Raw genomic sequence first — 15,450 nt, forward strand, 5'->3', positions numbered from 1 at the left:
CAACATCATGAAAAGTCAGCAAGAAATATACGAAAAAGTAGTGGCGGTTTTTGAGGAGCTGTTTGAAATCGAGCCAGCAGATATCAGCCCTGAATCGAATTTATATGAAGACTTGGATATCGATAGTATTGATGCGGTTGATCTTGTTATCGAGTTAAGAAAAATGACCAAGAAAAAAATTCAGCCAGACGATTTTAAAATGGTTCGTACCGTTCAGGATATTGTTGAGCAAGTAGATAAGTTATTGAATAACGAGCAATGATGACTGCTATCAGGCTGTTTTCTGTCCTGTTATCTATCGCCTATCCGTTTATTGTGTTTTGGGGCTTACACAGTAATCACTATCAAACATTAATTGTTTTTTTGGGGCTCTTATTACTGAGTCGGTTCTGGCTCGCCACTTTGTGGCAGGAGCGACTCATGCTTACGCTGATGGTGGCCTTGCTCGTGAGTCTTGTCTTATTCAGTGAAACGAGTACCGCATTAAAACTATATCCGGTGATGATCAACCTGAGCTTATTTACCGTATTTGTGATGAGTTTACATGCCAAGGAGTCAGTGATTGAAAAACTGGCGAAACTCAGAGAACCTGATTTACCGGCAGAAGGGGTAGCCTATACTCGGAAGGTCACTATCGCCTGGAGTGTCTTTTTTCTTTTAAATGCGATAATCGCTTTTATCACCGTCTTTTTTATGTCATCCCAAGCCTGGATGTTATATAACGGCGTGATTGCTTATGTGCTTATCGCTGTCATGTTCAGTGTTGAATGGCTTATTCGACAAAGAGTAAGGCGACAATGACGATTCCTTATAGTTTGTTTAGCTGGTGGCAAGATAATGATGATGTCGTGATCGCTATCGATGGTGACAGAAAGCGGGATCGTGCAGAATTAAAACGACGTGTTACCGCCTGGATAGCAAGTATTAAAGAACATGAAGGACAATACTGGGCCGTCTATCACTCAGATGCGTTTGAGTGTCTGGCTATCATGCTAGCGCTATGGCAATTAGAACGGACGGTATGCCTTTCTGCTGACAAGCTTCCTGCAACGGTTGCCAGACTTCAACACCATGTCGATGGCTTTGTTGGGGAGTTTGAGCAAAATACGTTTGCCCAGCCAAGCGATGAGCATCACGAGGTATGGCAGTGGCAGAAAGCCAGTACTGACTTGATTGCCTTACAGGTATTTACTTCCGGTTCGCAGGGGCAGCCGAAATGTATTGATAAATCTCTACAGGCGCTAGATAGAGAAATAGCCGCATTGGATTGTCTTTCATGTGAAGACGTTGAAGTGGTGCTTGCTACAGTCACACATCAGCATATGTATGGCGTGATATTTCGTTTATTAAGACCTTTTTGCTATCAGCAGGCATTTAGCGCGAAGTTACATGAGTATCCTGAGGAATTGATCCGTTCTGCTTCGTTGTACGGACGATTCTGTTTGATTTCCAGCCCGGCGCATCTAGCAAGAATGAATGCCGAGCAGGACTGGAATTTAGTAAAAAATAATTGTGTTGAGGTTTATTCATCAGCCGCACCATTAACCCGAACCGAGAGTATGAATGTGTCTGCTTATCTCGATGTGCGAGTTAAGGAGATATATGGCAGTACTGAAACCGGGGCCATCGCTTGGCGCTGTCAACAAGATACTGAGCACGATGCTTTGTGGCATAAACTTTCTCATGTTCAGTTAAAGACAGTGGAGACGGGTGGGCTTGAAGTAAGATTTGTTCAGGGTGGAAATTCATATGTATTAGCTGATCATATTGAATTTGATCCTCAGGGTGATTTTGCTTTGCTAGGCAGGCATGACCCTATCGTGAAAGTCGAGGGAAAACGCCTCTCATTGACTGAATTAGCCAATGCAGTAATAGAGCACCCATGGATTGCTGAAGCAAGAGCCATACTCTTGAGCAGAAAGCGTACAGAAACAGCCGTGGTGGCCGTGTTATCTGAGAGCGGTCAGCAGCAGCTCATCACTCAGGGAAGAAAAGCACTTATAAAAAGCATGAAACACTCATTAGCCGATCAGTTTGAGCCTGTTTTATTGCCGAGACGCTGGCGTTTTATTGAGGCGATGCCAGTGAATACACAAGGAAAATTAACCATGAATGCGCTCACAGCATTGTTTGATAAGCCCGATACAGTTTGGCCTATCATTGAAGCTGAAACTGTGAGTGAACAGGCGGCGGATTTCAGCTGTCGCATACCTGAAGAGCTTCTGTATTTTGATGGGCACTTTCAACAGCAGGCTATTTTACCTGGCGTTGTGCAATTGCACTGGGCAGCCAAGCTCGGACAAAAATATCTTAATATTTCTGGTCATTTCCATCGACTGGAAGCGATTAAGTTTCAACAACTGATCCTGCCCGGAAGTGTAGTCAGCTTATCGTTAAGTTATGACCACTCCAAGCAGAAATTGAGTTTCAGTTTTTCCTCTGAGAAGGGCGTTCACTCAAGCGGAAAGGTTTGTTATGCCTGAGTATATCTTTAATCCTGCCATTGTGATCCCAGTGTATAACCATGAACATGCGATTGGGACGATTGTGGCCCAAGTCATGGCCTCTGGATTGCCTATTCTATTGGTGGATGATGGCAGTGATATACCCTGTCAGCAAACATTGATTGCTCTTGCTGAACAGTTTCCGCATCAGTTAAGTTTGCTTCGCCTAGAAGTGAACGGCGGTAAAGGCGCCGCGGTGAAGGCGGGTCTGCGATGGTTGTTGGATAATGGCTATTCACATGGATTGCAAATCGATGCGGATGGTCAACACGATGTGGCAGATATTACCCGCTTTATTCAAGCAGCAGAAAGTGAGCCAGACTCGCTTATCACTGGCTACCCTCAGTATGATGAATCAGTGCCTAAAATACGTTTATACAGTCGTTATCTGACTCATATATGGATCTGGATTAATACCTTATCCTTTAGCATTAAAGATAGTATGTGTGGGTTTCGGGTTTATCCGCTGCAACAGACTGTAACGCTGCTTTCTCACTGTGGTAACCGTATGGACTTTGATCCGGAAGTCATCGTCAGATGGCTATGGCGTTATCAGAAAGTCACTAATTTACCGACGAAAGTGCATTATCCGCTGGATGGTGTTTCTCACTTTCTTTTATGGAAGGATAATGGTTTGATTACGCTCATGCATACACGGCTGTTTTTTGGCATGTTGTGGCGTATGCCGTGTTTATTATGGCGTAAACGTGATGGTCAATAATTCGCATTGGTCGCGTGTGGCCGAGTCCGGGACGGTCATCGGCATGCAGATTCTATTATTTTGTTATCGGGTCTTTGGTCGATGGGCTTTTCGTCTCTGCTTATTTCCGGTGATGACTTACTATTATTTAACCCGTCGAGAAGCTAGAAAAGCTTCACAACATTATTTATCACGACTAACCGAGACCTATCCTGACTTAGGTAGGTTATCGTCATTTAAACACTTTCTTATGTTTGCTGACATTCTGCTGGATAAATTACTGGCATGGATGGGACGTATTCAACTCAAAGATGTACGCTTTCATAGTGACGGTCAGTTTGAAGCGGCTATTGAACAAAAGCAGGGCGGTATTATTGTGGTATCCCATCTGGGGAATACCGAAGTCTGTAATGCATTGGCACATCAACAGCCGAATTTGAAATTGACCTTGCTGGTCTACACCCAACATGCTGAAAAATTTAATGCCTTAATGAAAAAGGTAGGCAATACGACACAGGTTAAGATGTATCAAGTGACTGATATGAGCCCGGCCTTTGCCATGATGATGGCTGAACGTGTTGAAGCTGGAGAGTTTCTTGTTATTGCTGGTGATAGAACACCGGTCACTGGGCAGCAACGAGTCTCTGAAGTCACCTTTTTAGGTGAACAAGCGGCTTTGCCTCAAGGCGCCTTTCTATTAGCGAGTTTATTAAAGTGTCCGGTCTATCTGATGTTTTGCCTTAAGCAAGACAAGATGTATCACATCTACACAGAGTTATTTTCTGAAAAGTTATCTTTTACTCGCCAGCAACGGCAGGCTTTATTAACAAATACTGTCCAACAATATGCTGATAGATTGGCTCATTATTGCCATATTGCCCCTCTGCAATGGTTTAATTTTTATCCGTTTTGGCAAAAAATGACACCACAAACTCAGCAAACTGAGGAGCAACAGTGATTCAGGTAGAAACGATTATTGAAGTCCCTTTTCACGATGTTGATGTGATGCGCGTTGCCTGGCACGGTCATTATGTGAAATATTTTGAAATTGCTCGCTGTGCCTTATTGGATAAAATTGAATATAACTATCCGGAAATGGAACAGTCAGGGTATGCCTGGCCTGTGATTGATTTACGTATTCGTTATGCACACCCACTAAAGTTTCAACAAAAAGTGAAGGTGATAGCAACGCTGGTGGAGTGGGAGAATCGTCTGAAAATAAACTATCAGATTGATGACTTGGTTACAGGGCAAAGACTGACCAAAGGCTATACCGTACAAGTCGCCGTGGATATGTCAAATAATGAAATGTTATTTGTCTCACCCGCTATTTTATTTGAAAAAATTGGGGTGACAGCATGATCAGACTCTCTATGCTCATGATGCTGTTCATTAGTTTTTCCGCACAGGCAGAATTATCTTACGACTTACTTGCCAAACTCACCGATTCTCCGGCCTCTCTTCAGGGGCGGTTCGAGCAACAGAAGCAGATTGTCGAGTTTGATACTACCTTAACGTCCCAAGGGAGATTTGAATACCAACGTCATCAGTTCATCCATTGGATGACTGAAACACCGATAGAAAATGAACTGACAATGACACCTGATGATATTGTCAGCCGTCAGGGAAATAATGAAATTTTGCATATCAAAACGGATAAAAATCCCTCAGTTCAGATCCTGAGTAACATCTTTTTTGCTGTGTTAACCGCGCAATGGCACGACTTAGCCGAGTTTTTCTATGCCAATGGTGAACAGCATGGTGAGCAGTGGCATGTGACCTTAACGCCCAAAAAACAGACCTTAAAACAAGTTGTCAGCAGTGTGGAGTTATCAGGAGATAAATGGCTTAGAGAAGTCACATTGAACGAACATAATGGTGATAAAACACATATTACATTTAGTGAATTATCGCAGTCGCACTGATGAACAACTTCTTTAAATTCTTGGCTTGGGTTTGGCTACTTGTTGTCCTACTGCTAATAGGTATTACAGCCGTTAATCGGCCAGTATTAGATACCAGTATGATGAGTCTGTTGCCACAATCCGAGCAGCAGCCTCTCGTTAAAGCCGCTTCTGAGCAGATGGGGCGGCAGTTTTCTCAGCGACTACTTATTCTGGTGACAGCATCGGATAAAGAAATCAGACAAGCGTCTTCGACAGCTCTGGCGGATTCTCTTCGTGCATTGCCACAAGTCAGTTCTGTGCTGTCACAATTTGAAGCTTCCACGCTCACACACTATCAACAGACGCTTTACCCTTATCGTTATGGTTTGCTGACAGATGAGTTAGTCGCACTTATTGATACTGACAAAAGCGATATCGTTAAACAACGAGCATTGTCACGCATTTTGAATCCCGTGAGTCTTGGTGGACATTCGCTGGTTGATGACCCTTTTGGTCTGATGTCATCGTGGTTAGAGCAGTTGGAATCACCCATTAAGGTCACTTCAGAAGATGATTATCTAAAGCTCACAGAAAAAAATGATACCTATCTAATGATAGTGAACTTAGCGGATGATGCTTTTTCGATGGCTACCCAGAAAGCGGTTTTAGGTGTTTATGGGCAGCAAAAAGACAAGTTGGAAGATAAAGGTGTTTCCCTGCAGCTATCTGGTTTACTGGTTCATGCCGATGCTGGTGCCAAGCAAGCACAAAAAGAAATGTCGACGATAGGTATCGGTTCGCTGCTCGGCATTGTGCTGCTGATGTGGTGGGTGTTTAAACGATTTTATAGTGTCATTTTATTATTACTCCCTGTCTTTATTGGCTTAATCGTGGCCTCATCAGTAGCGTTTTTGGTGTTTGAACGCGTACATATCGTGACATTTGCCTTTGGGGCGGGCTTAATCGGTGTGGCGATTGATTATGCACTGCATTTTTTATGTGAACGACAGCAACGGCGAGATGTTATTTCGCATATCTTGCCAGGACTAACATTAGGTCTGCTTTCAAGTGTTTTGGCGTATGCTGCTCAAGCGATTACCCCTTTCCCAGGGCTTCGACAGATGGCACTTTTTTCTATCGTTGGACTGGTTTCAGCGTGGTTAACCGTGGTGTTATGGTTGCCATTATTAACAAAACGTTTGCCAACCAGCACGACTCGATTGAGCAATAAGATTTATCATTGGCAACAACAACTACCAAGTGTTGATCAGAATCTCTCTGTCCGTATTCTCTTAATTTTCCTTACTATTGCCGCTGCAACCAGTGTGTTTTATGGCGAAACAGAAGATGATATCCGGCTATTACAAACATCTCCCCCTGAGTTGCTAGCTCAAGAGCAATATGTCCAACACGCTTTAGGTCTTAACAGTAGTACACAGTTTTTGTTAAACCCCTGCGAGCAAATAGAACTCTGTCTACAACAAGAAGAGCAACTCAAACCCGTATTAGAAAGGCTACAGCAACAAGGTCAAATTTCTCATTACCGCATGCTTTCGGAATCGGTGCCATCGAAGAAAACACAGACTAATAATAGTCAACGAGTGGCACGCTTATACCAGCAAGAATTGAGTTCGCTATATAAATTGCTGAACGCTTCCGAGCAGATGACTGGGCAAGCTTGGCATAAACTTGATAATGACAAACTGAACCGCTTAACACCTGATAGAAAAGATGAGCAGGGGGGATTACTGTCCTCACCGATTATTGAGTCAGAACAAGCCGGTTTAGCGACAGTTATCAGTCTCGCCTCCTCGAACTCATTATCAGCACAGGCATTAGTGCAGTTACAAGCGACGGTGCCAAAACTGATTTTAGTGGATCAGGTCGATGCCATTTCAAACTTGATGCAGGATTATCGACAACAAATTATGTTGTGGATGTGTTTGGCCTATATTGGTGTTTTTGCCATTTTATTTTGGCGTTATAAAAACGCCACTTGGCGAATTATTTTGCCGCCCATGTTAGCCTCCTTCTTTACTTTAGCGATATTAATGGCTGTGCTACCTGACGTGAATTTGTTTCATTTTATGGCCTTAATTCTGGTGTTAGGTATTGGCATTGATATGGGAATCTTTTTGACAGAAACCTCAGGGGCGACTCAAACCTGGTTAGCGGTCACATTGTCGGTGCTGACAAGTTTAATGGCTTTTGGTCTATTAGCGTTGAGTCAGACACCGGTATTAATGCATTTTGGTTTGACAGTATTATTGGGATTGTCATGGGTATGGATTTTAGCGACCTTTTTTCGTCGTATAACTCAAGGAGAGAGTGTTGAAGGCAACACAAAGTCAGTATGACATTATCGTCATTGGCGCTGGGCCAGCAGGTGCAGTTGTTTCTGCGTTATTAAATCAGCGTGGTTACCGAGTATTAGTATTGGAGAAGACGTATTTCCCGCGATTCTCCATTGGTGAAAGTTTGCTGCCGCAGAGTATGCGTTTTCTTGAGCAGGCCAATATGTTGGATGCCGTTCATGCGGCCGGTTTCCAATTTAAAAATGGCGCCGCCTTCAGCTGCGCAGAACGTTATGAATCATTTGATTTTAACGAGAAGTTCACTGAGGGGTGGGGGACGACATATCAGGTACAACGCGATAAGTTTGACAAAATTCTGGCTGATACTGCTGAGCAGCAAGGTGTTGAGATTTGTTATGGACAGACCGTCACTGCATTTGAATATCACGAGAAAACGGCGTATGTCACCGTAGCGGATGAAGATGGCGATGTCTATAAACTGAGAAGTCAGTTTGTGTTGGATGCTAGCGGTTATGGGCGTGTATTACCTCGCTTATTAGGCTTGGATAAACCGTCAAACTTTCCATCAAGGACATCGTTGTTTACACACATTGAAGACCGGATACAGGATGAAACTTATGATCGCAATAAAATTCTCATTACAGTGCATCCCGACTTCCAAGATGTCTGGTATTGGTTGATACCGTTTAGTAATGGCCGTTCATCCGTTGGTGTCGTTGCTACACAGACATTTATTCAGCAACTGGATGGTGATACTGAGGATAAACTCAAACAGCTCATTAACGAATCAGGCTGGATGGCGACGTTACTAAAACAGGCAAACTTTGATACTCGGGTTGGTGAGCTTACCGGCTATGCCTGTGATGTTTCACAGCTTTATGGGGATGGTTACGCCTTATTGGGCAATGCGGGTGAGTTTCTGGATCCTGTTTTTTCTTCTGGGGTAACGATAGCACTCAAGTCCTCCAGTTTGGCTGCTTCCGTGCTTGATAAGCAGTTACAGGGTGAAGAAGTAGACTGGCATAACGCCTTTGTTTTGCCGCTACAGCAGGGGATTCATACTTTTAAAGAGTTTGTTGAAGCCTGGTACGACGGCAGGCTACAGGATGTTATTTTTACCCGAAATAAAAATGCACCTATAAAACGGATGATTAGTTCTATTTTGGCCGGATACGCTTGGGACACGCACAACCCATACGTGAAAGATGTGAAGCGGTTAAGTTCTCTGGCAGAGTTATGCAGAAACAGATAATGCCGCGCATCCTATTCTTAGGCCTTTTATTTTTTACGCTGACAGCGTGTAGTCTGTTTCGGCCATTACTGATGCCAGAAAATACGCTGTTATTGTTACCACCCGCTGAGGGACCAAAGGCGGGACTGATGAAACAAAAAGTCACCGTGATTCAGGATAAGCAGCCACAGTCGTTTATTGCCTTGAGTCGGTTTACAGCGTCGGATTTTCGTGTGGCTGTGATAACACCAACTGGCCAGACTCTGCTGAAAATGAACTATGACGGTAGCCATTTTCAAGCGACTAATCTGACGGATATGACATTACCTCTCGAAGAAGTGATGTCTGTTATGCAATTTGCGTTGTGGCCAGAAAAAACGGTGCACAAGTATTATAATGAACGGTTAAATTGGCAAGTTGAACTTACTCCGAATTATCGCCGTTTATATAAAGGTAATACACTTATCCTTGACGTAAGGATGTCTGATGATAACGTTGATATTCACCATAAACAGCATCATTACCGTGTGATGATTTCGCCCTTACAGAGTTGATAACAGTGTGACTGATAAAAAAAATGTTTACCTGAATCAGGTTGGGGTAGTGTGTGCTGCCGGACACAATATACTGGAACTTAAGTGTGGACTTGAGGCTGAACCAAACGATCTCATGACCCTGACCGATGCCTATGGTACAGAGCCTGTGCCTGTCGCTATGTGTCAACAAGTATTACCTGATATTCCAATGGAAGAGGCATGCTGGCAAAGTCGAAATAACCAATTGGCTTTGGCGGTATATCATCAGATTCAGGAAAGGGTTGATGAGGCCATAAAAAACTATGGTGCTGAGCGAGTCGGTGTGGTCATTGGAACCAGTACATCGGGTATTTCTGATGCTGAGAACGCTATCCAGTCTTATGTCGAAGGAAAAGACTTACCTGAAAACTATCATTACAGGATTCAGGAAATGGCCAATACGGCCGAGTTCATTGCAACACTATCTGGCGCTTTAGGTCCGGTCTATGCTGTATCTACAGCCTGTTCATCAGGTGCCAAAGCCTTGGCTTCAGCCAAGAGGCTTATTACTGCCGGGCTTTGTGATGTGGTTATTGCGGGTGGTGTCGACACACTGTGTAAGCTCACTCTACAAGGCTTTTCAGCATTGGAAGCGGTCAGCAAATCGATTTGTAACCCATTTAGTCAGAATAGAAATGGCATCAATATTGGGGAGGCTGGTGCGTTGTTTATTGTTTCTGCTAATCCTGAAGGTGTTAAGTTATCAGGCGTTGGTGAAAGTAGTGATGCCCACCATATTTCTGCCCCAGAACCAGAAGGAACTGGAGCCGAACGAGCTATGAGAATGGCATTGGCTGATGCTGGTCTGAAAGCTGATGACATTGATTATGTGAATCTACATGGCACAGCGACGCTGTTGAATGATCAAATGGAGTCGCGAGCTGTTAGTCGTGTTTTTCCTGCATCGGTTTTATGTAGCTCTACCAAGCCCATGACAGGACATACACTAGGTGCTGCGGGTGCAGTAGAAGCGGCTATTTGCTGGCTAACATTGATGGACAATGCTGTGTTGCCAGTTCATCACTGGGATCGCAATGCTGATCCTGAATTGCCAGAACTGAATTTTGTGACGCGTCAGCACACATCAACACCAGTACGACGCGTATTAAGCAATTCCTTTGCTTTTGGCGGTAATAATGTGGCCTTAGTCATGGAACGAGCAGAATGAGTATTGAGTATTCTGTAGACGACCTTGTACCCCATTCAGGCTCCATGTCATTGTTAAGTCGTGTGACAGCCTATGGCGATGACTGGTTGGAAGCGGAAGTCGATATCTCCTCAGCCACGTTATTTGCAGAGGAACAGGGCGTGCCGGCATGGGTTGGTTTGGAATACCTTGCCCAAGCCATCGCGGCTTTTTCAGGTGTGCAGGAAAGAAAACAAAATCAGCCACCCAAGCTTGGGTTTCTACTCGGCACACGGCGTTATGAATCGAACGTGCCATGGTTTGCTACTGGACTGACGTTAACAGTGAGAGTCGAGCGAGACATGGTGGCTGAAAATGGATTACATGTATTTAAAGGCATGTTGACGGCATTCAATGTGGAAGCCACAGCGAATTTAAATGTATTTCAACCAGACGATGCCAGTCAGTTTATTAAGGAAGCAAAACAATGAGCGAAACCATATTAGTAACAGGCTCAAGCCGAGGTATCGGCCGCGCTGTTGCGATTAAGCTAGCGAATGATGGCTATGACATCGTGCTGCATTGCCGTAGCAAGTGGACTGAAGCTGAGGCCGTGGCTGAAGAGGTTAAAGCCCTTGGTCGGCAGGTTCGCATATTACAGTTTGATATAGCTGATAGAGAGCAATGCCAGGCAGTGCTTGAAGCGGATGTTGAAGAATATGGTGCTTATTATGGTGTGGTTTGTAATGCTGGCCTTGCACGAGACAATGCTTTTCCTGCTATGCCTGGTGAAGAATGGGATCTGGTATTAAGAACGAACCTTGATGGTTTTTATAATGTATTACAACCACTCACCATGCCGATGGTGAGAAGACGTAAACCAGGTCGGATTGTCACTATGTCATCCGTTTCTGGCGTGGCTGGTAATCGTGGACAGGTTAATTATAGTGCTGCCAAAGCCGGTATTATCGGTGCGACCAAAGCCCTCGCTATTGAATTAGCTAAACGTAAAATCACAGTGAACTGTGTCGCGCCGGGGTTAATTGATACAGAGATGACAGAAGATGTTTTCATGGATGAAGCGATGAAACTAATACCGATGCAACGTGTTGGTAAAGTCGAAGAAGTCGCAGCGACGGTGAGTTTTTTAATGTCAGAAGGTGCTGCCTATATTACGCGCCAAGTCATTTCAGTGAATGGTGGAATGGTCTGATGAAACGCGTAGTTGTAACAGGCGTAGCGGGTTTTTCGCCTATAGGAAATGATTGGGCCACTATTCGCCATCACCTGGAAACGATGACAACGGGAATTTGCCGCATTGATGAGTGGGATAAATATGCTGAGTTAAATACGCGCCTTGGCGCACCCGTTCGGGACTTTCAAATGCCGGCGCATTATAAGCGTAAGGATTTACGGAGCATGGGACGGGTCGCTCAGTTAGCCGTGTTGAGTACCGAGTTGGCTTTAGATAAAGCTGGTTTACTCAATGATCCCATTCTTAATAGTGGCGATGTTGGTGTGGCATATGGCTCTTCGGCTGGTGATACCGGTGCTGTCGCCGATTTTGGCAATATGCTATTGAATCACTCATGCGAAGGATTGAATGCAAACTCTTATATTAAAATGATGGCGCATACCTCTCCCGTGAATATCGGTATCTATTTTGGTTTGCGAGGTCGTGTATTAACAACATCAAGTGCCTGTACTTCTGGCAGTCAGGCCATTGGCTATGCTTATGAGGCCATCAAAGCCGGTCAACAAACAATTATGATTGCGGGTGGCTGTGAGGCCTTATGTGCGACTGAAGCCGCAGTGTTCGATACCTTATATGCCACCAGTATTAAGAATGACACACCACATTTATCTCCCAGACCTTTTGATAAAGACAGAGACGGATTGGTTATAGGTGAAGGAGCCTGCACCTTGATCTTGGAAGAGCTGGAACATGCTCAAGTCAGAGGGGCGACTATTTATGCTGAGCTGATTGGTTTTGGCACAAATTCGGATGGCAGTCATGTGACTCAACCTTCAGCCGCTACCATGCAAAAGGCCATAGAATTAGCGCTACAAGATGCCGCTATTGAGCCTGAAAATATTGGCTATATCAGTGCTCATGGAACGGCTACCGATCGTGGAGACATTGCTGAAACCACGGCAACCGAAGCCGTGTTTGGTTCCAGTACGCCGATAAGCTCATTTAAAAGTTATACTGGTCATACATTAGGTGCATGTGGTGCATTAGAAGCCTGGGTCGCTATTGAAATGATGAACAGTGATTGGTTTCATGCGACGGCAAATCTGGATGAAGTCGATCCCGATTGTGGCACGCTGGATTACATCATGAATGCTCCCAGGCAAATTCATACCGATTATGTGATGTCGAATAACTTTGCATTTGGCGGTATTAACACGTCACTTATTTTTCAACGATGGAACTAAAAGGATAACTTATGACTTTAGGGAAGAAGCTTATTCCATTACTATTCACCGCACTTTCAATGAATGCTGCGGCTTATCAGAGTAAAGATGAGCAGATTGATGCAGTATTAAATGTGGTGCAAACAGGTTCACAAGAACGCAAAGAGACTGTCTTGGAACGATTACAGTGGTCAGGTATCTCAGATCCTCGCTTATATGATGTGTTGGAAGCCGATTTATTGGCGAATTACCAAGAAAAGCTATATGACTCAGATAAGCGAAATTTGATGGCCTATGAGGTAAGAGCGCTAGGATACAGTGGTAACCCAAAATACACATCGACGCTTGAACTGTTAGCAAAAAAAGCAGCGGAGTCAAAAGTTAAACGACATGCCAAAAAGGCCTTGAGCGACTTAAGTACTTATATTTCGGTCCAGCGTCAGTTAAGTCATGTGGTTATCGAACAACCGGAAAAACCGTTTGAAGTTCAGATGTATATGCGGATGATACAAACAGGTGATAGCTACACACAGCGACTGGCCGCGCGAGCTTCTTTTCATGAAAATATTCATGACCCTGAGCTTATGGCTTTATTTACTGAGCAGTTAGAGAGTATGTACATGAACCCTGATTTGGATGCCTTGGGGCAAGATACGGCCGCTTGGATCTGTAAAGTGCTTAAACAAAACTCTGGACATGAAGCTCTGTTGGCGGAAGTAGCTGAGAAGACGCCACATCGAAAAATTCAAAAATATGCTAAGTAACTGGTGTGAGTGCTTTTTTCTACATAACTGTTTGCCCAGAGACAACTTCATTTAAAGAGTGCTGAGATGAGTGACAAAGATTCTGAAGGAATGGTTGTGGAGTTTACGCCTCTGGAAAAAATCGAAGAACTCTATAATGAGTTGCTTGGATGGTATGGTGAGGCTGATAGCAAAGAACTTAGAGTGGCAGCCAAGTTATTATTAGTTGCTTTGGAAAAGTTTGCTATTCATGGTGGTAATCAGTGGCATGACTTGGTCAGTGAATATATCGATATTCTTCGTAAAGATCCGGAGAAGTTTCAGAGAATTATTGAATCCAATCGCGGTGAATTAAAAGAAAAAACGTCTACGACCCGTTATCACTAGCTAATTTTTCAAAAAAGATTGTCTTTTTTGCTCGTCTTTCAGCAGCTTGGCAAATTTACGTGTTTGTTTTGGCAGATAAATAAAATCGTCGACTAATGATTTCTTACGACGTTTTTTGGTCAGTTCAGCAGGCTCGAAAAAATGTCTGGCATTCTCGTAAGACAACACAAACGGTTGATAGCCTTCATGCATCAATAAATAACTCATGATGAGCGAACCTGTACGATGATTGCCTTCCAGAAACAGCTGGGGCTGACTCAGTATATTAGTGAATAAACCGGCCGTTCGCTTCCAAATATTGGTATGTTGATTGAGTGCCAACCAGTCCATAAGCTGACCAATACCACCATTACGTGCTGCGTAGAAGTGGGCCTTTGTTGCTTCAAATTGATGCTGCGATTCTTCTTCAGATATTGATGAAGTGTGATAAAGCACTATGTGATTAAGTTCTAACAGTAAATGTGAATTACCCATGGCGAAAAGATCAATGCCATTCGCCAGATAAAAATCTATCTTGGCGTAGCCGGCAACAATATTTTCAATCACTTCATTAGAGGGGGGTGTTCTTTGTACGGTGAGGGTTTTATTAATCTTATCAAAGTGTTTTTGAGTATCAAGCAGACGTGATCTGACAGCGCTAATATTGAGTCGAGCAATATTGCCTGTCAGATCATGTTGTGTCGCACTGTGAACAGCATTAAGTGATGATGAACCCATAATAATGGTTTAGATTAACTAAACTCACCTCGCACATACTGTTTGGTTAATAACTGTTGAGGATCTTCAAAAATCTTTTTGGTATCGTCCATTTCTACTAGATAGCCAGTACGACCACCTTGTGAAATATCCACACCCAGAAACGCTGTTGTATCAGCCACACGCATGGCTTGTTGCATATTATGTGTGACTAAAGCCACGCTGTAGTGTTGTTTCAGTTCTACCATCAACTCTTCGATCTGACGTGTTGCAATCGGGTCTAGAGCTGAACAAGGTTCATCCATTAATAACACATCAGGTTCTGTGGCAATGGCTCTGGCAATACACAAACGTTGTTGCTGACCACCTGATAAAGATAATCCGCTGTTTTTTAATTTATCTTTAACATCATTCCAGATAGCCGCACGTTTTAGTGCTTTTACGACCATCTCTTCTTCATCGCCTTTATAGCCATTCAGTCTCAGACCAAAGGCAACATTATCGTAAATGCTCATAGAAAAAGGATTAGGTAACTGGAACACCATGCCGATATAACGTCTGACGATGACCGCATCGACCTTTTTGCTGTAGATATCATGTTTGTGATATTGGATATGACCTTCAAAACGGAAGGAGTCGATCAGATCATTCATACGATTCATGCTGCGTAGAACGGTACTTTTACCGCAACCTGATGGACCAATAAAGCCGGTGACTTTATTTTTCTCAATAGGAATGGTGGTGTCTCTGACCGCTCTGAAGTCGCCATAGTAGATATTTTTTACATGGCAATCTAAAACCACAGGGCCTTTTGGGACGTACTTTTCAGCAATAAATTCAGCGGTATCGGTTTGCATATTCATAGGTTT

At 43.7% G+C, this 15,450-nt stretch carries 18 protein-coding genes; 16 read left to right on the forward strand and 2 right to left on the reverse strand.

Annotation, left to right across the window (positions count from 1 at the left end):
• Positions 1–7 precede the first annotated feature (7 nt).
• The 16 genes from B3V56_RS02270 (at position 8) to B3V56_RS02345 (ending at position 13,885) form a co-directional block, all read left to right on the forward strand.
• Positions 8–262: an acyl carrier protein gene (locus B3V56_RS02270; RefSeq protein ID WP_289282049.1), complete on the forward strand. Its 255-nt coding sequence runs from the start codon at positions 8–10 to the stop codon at positions 260–262.
• Entirely contained in the window at positions 259–801 is a 543-nt protein-coding gene (locus B3V56_RS02275) for a hypothetical protein (protein ID WP_289282048.1), read from the forward strand. The genes B3V56_RS02270 and B3V56_RS02275 overlap by 4 nt, the downstream gene beginning before the upstream one ends.
• The gene (locus B3V56_RS02280; RefSeq protein ID WP_289282047.1) at positions 798–2,483 is read left to right on the forward strand and encodes an AMP-binding protein; all 1,686 of its coding nucleotides are present in this window, start codon (positions 798–800) and stop codon (positions 2,481–2,483) included. The genes B3V56_RS02275 and B3V56_RS02280 overlap by 4 nt, the downstream gene beginning before the upstream one ends.
• On the forward strand, positions 2,476–3,225 hold the full coding sequence (locus tag B3V56_RS02285; RefSeq protein ID WP_289282046.1) for a glycosyltransferase family 2 protein: 750 nt from the start codon (positions 2,476–2,478) through the stop codon (positions 3,223–3,225). Before B3V56_RS02280 ends, B3V56_RS02285 begins: the two co-directional genes overlap by 8 nt.
• Entirely contained in the window at positions 3,215–4,162 is a 948-nt protein-coding gene (locus B3V56_RS02290) for a hypothetical protein (RefSeq protein WP_289283929.1), read from the forward strand. The genes B3V56_RS02285 and B3V56_RS02290 overlap by 11 nt, the downstream gene beginning before the upstream one ends.
• Entirely contained in the window at positions 4,159–4,566 is a 408-nt protein-coding gene (locus B3V56_RS02295; protein ID WP_286303655.1) for an acyl-CoA thioesterase, read from the forward strand. The genes B3V56_RS02290 and B3V56_RS02295 overlap by 4 nt, the downstream gene beginning before the upstream one ends.
• On the forward strand, positions 4,563–5,129 hold the full coding sequence (locus tag B3V56_RS02300; RefSeq protein ID WP_286303656.1) for an outer membrane lipoprotein carrier protein LolA: 567 nt from the start codon (positions 4,563–4,565) through the stop codon (positions 5,127–5,129). Before B3V56_RS02295 ends, B3V56_RS02300 begins: the two co-directional genes overlap by 4 nt.
• Positions 5,129–7,447 carry an MMPL family transporter gene (locus tag B3V56_RS02305; RefSeq protein WP_289283930.1) on the forward strand — a complete coding sequence of 773 codons (2,319 nt, stop codon included), beginning with the start codon at positions 5,129–5,131 and terminating at the stop codon, positions 7,445–7,447. The genes B3V56_RS02300 and B3V56_RS02305 overlap by 1 nt, the downstream gene beginning before the upstream one ends.
• A complete protein-coding gene (locus B3V56_RS02310) occupies positions 7,422–8,657 on the forward strand; it encodes an NAD(P)/FAD-dependent oxidoreductase (RefSeq protein ID WP_289282043.1) in 1,236 nt (411 codons plus the stop codon). The genes B3V56_RS02305 and B3V56_RS02310 overlap by 26 nt, the downstream gene beginning before the upstream one ends.
• Complete coding sequence (locus B3V56_RS02315; protein ID WP_289282042.1) at positions 8,642–9,190, forward strand: DUF3261 domain-containing protein; 549 nt, start codon at positions 8,642–8,644, stop codon at positions 9,188–9,190. The genes B3V56_RS02310 and B3V56_RS02315 overlap by 16 nt, the downstream gene beginning before the upstream one ends.
• Before the next feature lie 7 nt (positions 9,191–9,197).
• A complete protein-coding gene (locus B3V56_RS02320) occupies positions 9,198–10,379 on the forward strand; it encodes a beta-ketoacyl-[acyl-carrier-protein] synthase family protein (protein ID WP_289282041.1) in 1,182 nt (393 codons plus the stop codon).
• Entirely contained in the window at positions 10,376–10,828 is a 453-nt protein-coding gene (locus B3V56_RS02325) for a hypothetical protein (RefSeq protein ID WP_289282040.1), read from the forward strand. The genes B3V56_RS02320 and B3V56_RS02325 overlap by 4 nt, the downstream gene beginning before the upstream one ends.
• On the forward strand, positions 10,825–11,550 hold the full coding sequence (locus B3V56_RS02330; RefSeq protein ID WP_286303663.1) for a 3-ketoacyl-ACP reductase FabG2: 726 nt from the start codon (positions 10,825–10,827) through the stop codon (positions 11,548–11,550). The genes B3V56_RS02325 and B3V56_RS02330 overlap by 4 nt, the downstream gene beginning before the upstream one ends.
• Entirely contained in the window at positions 11,550–12,776 is a 1,227-nt protein-coding gene (locus B3V56_RS02335) for a beta-ketoacyl-ACP synthase (protein ID WP_339608399.1), read from the forward strand. Before B3V56_RS02330 ends, B3V56_RS02335 begins: the two co-directional genes overlap by 1 nt.
• Positions 12,777–12,787: 11 nt before the next feature.
• Positions 12,788–13,519 carry a hypothetical protein gene (locus B3V56_RS02340; protein WP_289282039.1) on the forward strand — a complete coding sequence of 244 codons (732 nt, stop codon included), beginning with the start codon at positions 12,788–12,790 and terminating at the stop codon, positions 13,517–13,519.
• Positions 13,520–13,585: 66 nt separating this feature from the next.
• On the forward strand, positions 13,586–13,885 hold the full coding sequence (locus tag B3V56_RS02345; protein WP_289282038.1) for a hypothetical protein: 300 nt from the start codon (positions 13,586–13,588) through the stop codon (positions 13,883–13,885).
• Here B3V56_RS02345 and B3V56_RS02350 read toward each other — a convergent pair whose 3' ends face one another.
• Both B3V56_RS02350 and pstB read right to left on the reverse strand, forming a co-directional pair.
• Complete coding sequence (locus B3V56_RS02350) at positions 13,886–14,602, reverse strand: hypothetical protein (protein WP_289282037.1); 717 nt, start codon at positions 14,600–14,602, stop codon at positions 13,886–13,888.
• Between the two features lie 14 nt (positions 14,603–14,616).
• Positions 14,617–15,438: a phosphate ABC transporter ATP-binding protein PstB gene (gene pstB, locus B3V56_RS02355; RefSeq protein ID WP_414673374.1), complete on the reverse strand. Its 822-nt coding sequence runs from the start codon at positions 15,436–15,438 to the stop codon at positions 14,617–14,619.
• Positions 15,439–15,450: the final 12 nt, after the last annotated feature.

It is taken from the genome of Methylophaga sp. UBA2513 (assembly GCF_002341285.1).
GTDB lineage: Bacteria > Pseudomonadota > Gammaproteobacteria > Nitrosococcales > Methylophagaceae > Methylophaga > Methylophaga marina.